The sequence below is a fragment of the Microbacterium sp. genome, from assembly GCF_049661145.1.
Taxonomy (GTDB): domain Bacteria; phylum Actinomycetota; class Actinomycetes; order Actinomycetales; family Microbacteriaceae; genus Microbacterium.
In genome coordinates, this window is the sequence record NZ_JBASZT010000229.1 from 1 (window position 1) to 3,969 (window position 3,969).

Annotated in this window: 3 protein-coding genes and 1 pseudogene; 2 read left to right on the forward strand and 2 right to left on the reverse strand. The window is 68.6% G+C overall.

All coding sequences use genetic code 11. The features are described 5' to 3' along the window. Positions 1-1,078, reverse strand: a pseudogene (locus WBP48_RS09720) (LLM class flavin-dependent oxidoreductase); the annotation flags it as partial. Between the two features lie 156 nt (positions 1,079-1,234). Between WBP48_RS09720 and WBP48_RS09725 the strand changes: the two are divergent. Next, positions 1,235-2,371, forward strand: coding sequence for an acyltransferase family protein (locus WBP48_RS09725; protein ID WP_424439570.1), 1,137 nt, complete (start codon positions 1,235-1,237; stop codon positions 2,369-2,371). Positions 2,372-2,522: 151 nt separating this feature from the next. After that, the gene (locus tag WBP48_RS09730) at positions 2,523-3,545 is read left to right on the forward strand and encodes an isopenicillin N synthase family dioxygenase (RefSeq protein ID WP_424439573.1); all 1,023 of its coding nucleotides are present in this window, start codon (positions 2,523-2,525) and stop codon (positions 3,543-3,545) included. Between the two features lie 221 nt (positions 3,546-3,766). On the opposite strand, the gene rpsO is transcribed toward WBP48_RS09730, so the two are convergent. After that, positions 3,767-3,969, reverse strand: a 203-nt coding sequence (rpsO, locus tag WBP48_RS09735) for a 30S ribosomal protein S15 (RefSeq protein WP_424439576.1), incomplete at its 5' end; no start/stop codon positions are given.

Here is a 3,969-nt window from a genome sequence, read left to right on the forward strand (position 1 = left end):
ACCGTCGCCGTACGCGGCGCGCACGCGCGCGGCGTGCGAGGGCGCGTCGGGGACGGATGCCGGGCGGATCGTCGCGAACTCTTTACGCAGCGCCGGGACCACCTCGCCGCCCAAGAAGTCCAGCTGCTCGAGCACCATCTGCAGCGGAAGCCCCGCGTGGTCGATGAGGAACAACTGGCGCTGGTAATCGCCGAACAGGTCCCGCATGCCGGCGTAGCGGTCGATGACCTGCTGCGGCGACCCCACGGTCAGGGGCGTCATCGCGCTGAAGTCCTCGAGGCTCGGCCCGTGCCCGTACACCGGAGCGTTGTCGAAGTAGGGACGGAACTGGGCCACGGCATCCTGCGATCTGCGGGCCATGAACGCCTGGCCGCCGAGACCGACGATCGCGGTCTCGGGACCGCCGTGGCCGTAGTGCTCCCAGCGCTGCCGATACAGACCGATGAGGCGCTGGTAGTGCTCGGCGGGCCAGAAGGTTGTTCGCGAAGAAGCCGTCGCCGTAGTAAGCGGCCTGCTCGGCGATCTCGGGGGTGCGGATCGAGCCGTGCCACACGAACGGCGGCACGCCGTCGAGCGGCCGCGGTGTCGCCGTGAAGCCCTGCAGCGAGCTGCGGAACTTGCCCTCCCAGTCGACGACGTCCTCGCGCCACAGCTTGTGCAGCAGGGCGTAGTTCTCGATCGCGAGCGGTAGGCCCTGGCGGATGTCCTTGCCGAACCACGGGTACACCGGTCCGGTGTTGCCGCGACCCATCATGAGGTCCATGCGGCCGCCGGACAGATGCTGCAGCATCGCGTAGTCCTCGGCGAGCTTCACCGGATCGTTCGTCGTGATGAGGGTCGTCGCGGTCGAGAGCACGAGCCGCTCGGTCTGCGCCGCGATGAAAGCGAGCGTCGTGGTGGGCGAACTCGACCAGAACGGCGGGTTGTGGTGCTCGCCGATGGCGAAGACGTCGAGGCCGACCTCTTCCGCGTGCTTCGCGATCGTCACCGTCGCCTGAATGCGCTCGGCCTCGCTCGGCGTATGACCGGTCGTCGGGTCCTGCGTGATGTCGCTGACGCTGAAGATGCCGAACTGCACCTGCGGTGCGGCGGGGGCCGTGGTCTCGTTCACGATGTGCTTCGCTTTCCGGATGCCGCGGCATCCACTTCATGCAGATGAATACATCTCGTGCAACGCGGGTGACTCCAGGTTATTCCCGGCCGAGCCCGCCGCCCCGGTAGGGTGGCCTGCGAGATGACGACGCCGCCCGCACCTCCCGCGCCCCGCACCGGCTCGGCTCGAACCGTCAAACGTCGCGTGCCGCTGTGGGACAACGCGCGCTTCGCGTGCATCGTGCTCGTCGTGCTGGGGCATGCCGTGCAGCGGCTGACCTACGACAGCGATATCGCGCTGGGGCTGTATCTGCTCGTCTACTCCTTCCACATGCCGGCGTTCGCGATCATCTCGGGGTACTTCTCGAAGTCCGACTCCCCCAGCAGGCGGCAGATGGCCAGGGTCATGACCGACATCGTGCTGCCCTACGTCATCTTCGAGGCGCTCTGGACCCTGACGAAGTGGCTCGTGGAGGGGCAGGCCAATCCGAACCTGACCCAGCCGTCGTGGACGCTGTGGTTCCTGCTCGCCCTCGCCATCTTCCGGCTCGTGCTCCCCTACCTCGCCCTGCTGCGATGGCCGCTGGTGTGGACCGTCGTGATCTCGCTCGCGGTTGGGTACTGGCCGAACATCGACTCGACGCTGTCGCTATCGCGCACGCTGGGCCTTCTGCCCTTCTTCACTCTCGGATGGTGGCTCGCCCATCACGACATCGTCGACCGACTGGATCTGCTGCGCCGCCGACGCTGGTGGGTGCGCGCCCTGGCCGTCGGTGCGTTCGCGGCCGCCGGTTTCACCGCCTGGTTCTTCGTGGACACCTGGCGGGCCGTCAACCTGCGGGAGTGGCTGTTCTACGAACAGGACTACGCAACCCTCGGCGGACCGTGGTGGTCCGGGGCGCTGCGGCTGGCTCTCATGGCGATCGCCCTCATGCTCAGCGTCGCGTTCTTCGCGCTGATACCCCGCGGCACCTACTGGTGGACGCACTTCGGTCAGTACACGATGTACGTCTATCTGCTGCACTCGTTCGTGCTGTATCCGTTCCGCGAGACCGGCATCCTCCGCGATGCCGAGCCGACGTGGCTGTGGCTGCCTGGCGTCGTCGTCTTCTCGGTGCTCATCGCCCTGGGTCTCGCGACGAAGCCGGTGCGGACGGTGTTCCGCCCGCTCGTCGAGCCCCGGCCCGCATGGCTGTTCGCCGACCCGACCCTCGCCGGCCGCGAGGGACACCGTTCCGACCCGACGGGCTCGCGGCGGCCCCGACGGCGACGGCCCTGACCGCGAGGGAACAACTCCGCGCCGAGGGAACGGGTGGCGCCCGTACTCTCGGCGCCCCGTCGTTCTCTCGCCGGCCAGCCTGCGCCTGCGTCGACGGTAACGAACGGCAATATCGGATGCCTCGGCATCCACCCGTGCCTATCCTCGTCGCATGACAGATCTGAGCCTTCCGATCCTCGACCTCTCGCTGCTCGACGCCGGGCCCGACACGGCGGCGCGGTTCCGCGACGAACTTCGCGCCGCGACCCACGACGTCGGGTTCTTCTACCTCACCGGCACCGGAATCCCACCCGAGCTCGAGGCGCGCCTACACCGCACGGCGCGCGCCTTCTTCGACCTGCCCGAGGCGGACAAACTCGCGATCGAGAACGTCCACAGCCCGCACTTCCGGGGTTACACCCGCATCGGCGGCGAGCGCACGCAGGGCGAGGTCGACTGGCGCGAGCAGATCGACATCGGTCCGGAGCGGGATGCCGTTGCCGACCCCGATGCGCCGGATTTCGACCGCCTGATCGGACCGAACCTGTGGCCGGAGGCTCAGCCCGAGTTGCGCGAGGTCGCCACCGAGTGGCAGGAGCACCTGACCGGAGTGGCGCGAAAGCTGTTGCGGGCGTGGGCGCTCGCACTCGGCGCCGAGGAGAGCTACTTCGACGACCACTTCGGGGAACCCTCGACGCTGCTGAAGATCGTCCGGTATCCGGGCTCCCGCGATCCCGAGTCCGCAGGCGGGTGGGCGCAGGGTGTCGGCGCGCACAAGGACTCCGGGGTGCTGACCCTGCTGTGGGTGGAGCCGGGCAAGGGCGGCCTGCAGGTGCAGCGCGACGGCGTGTGGGTCGACGCGCCGTCGGTGCCCGGCGCGTTCGTCGTCAACATCGGCGAGATGCTCGAATACGCCACCGGCGGCTACCTCATCGCCACCAACCACCGGGTCGTCTCTCCGCGCTGGCCCGACGATCGCATCTCGGTGCCGTTCTTCTTCAATCCCGCGCTCGACTCTCGGCTGCCACTGATCGACCTGCCCGCTGAGCTTGCCGCCCAGGCTCGGGGCGTGACGCAGGACCCGTCGAATCCGATCCACGCGCTCTATGGGGAGAACGCCCTGAAGTCCCGCCTGCGCGCCCACCCCGACGTCGCCGAGCGCTGGCACGCCGACCTGCTCGCCGCCCGCGCCTGACGCCCCAGCATCCGCCCTTCGTCAGCTCCGCGAGACCCGCTTCTCGGGTCGAGACCCCGCGTATGGACGGGGGTTTCGACCCGAAACGCCGGTCTCGCGGGAGAGGGCGGGTCCGCCGCCGAGAACGACGAGAGCCTCCCCACACCGTGGGGAGGCTCCGCAAGAGCGATTGTACGCTGGGCGCGACGCCCTACCGGGTCTCGATGTACACCGCGCTGATGCTATCGCCGCAGTCCGAGGCGCTCGATCAGCGAACGGTAGCGCTCGATGTCGATGTCCTGGAGGTAGCCGAGCAGACGACGGCGCTGACCGACGAGCAGGAACAGACCACGACGCGAGTGGTGGTCGTGCTTGTGCTCCTTGAGGTGCTCGGTGAGGTCCTTGATGCGCTGCGTCAGCATCGCGACCTGCACCTCGGGGGATC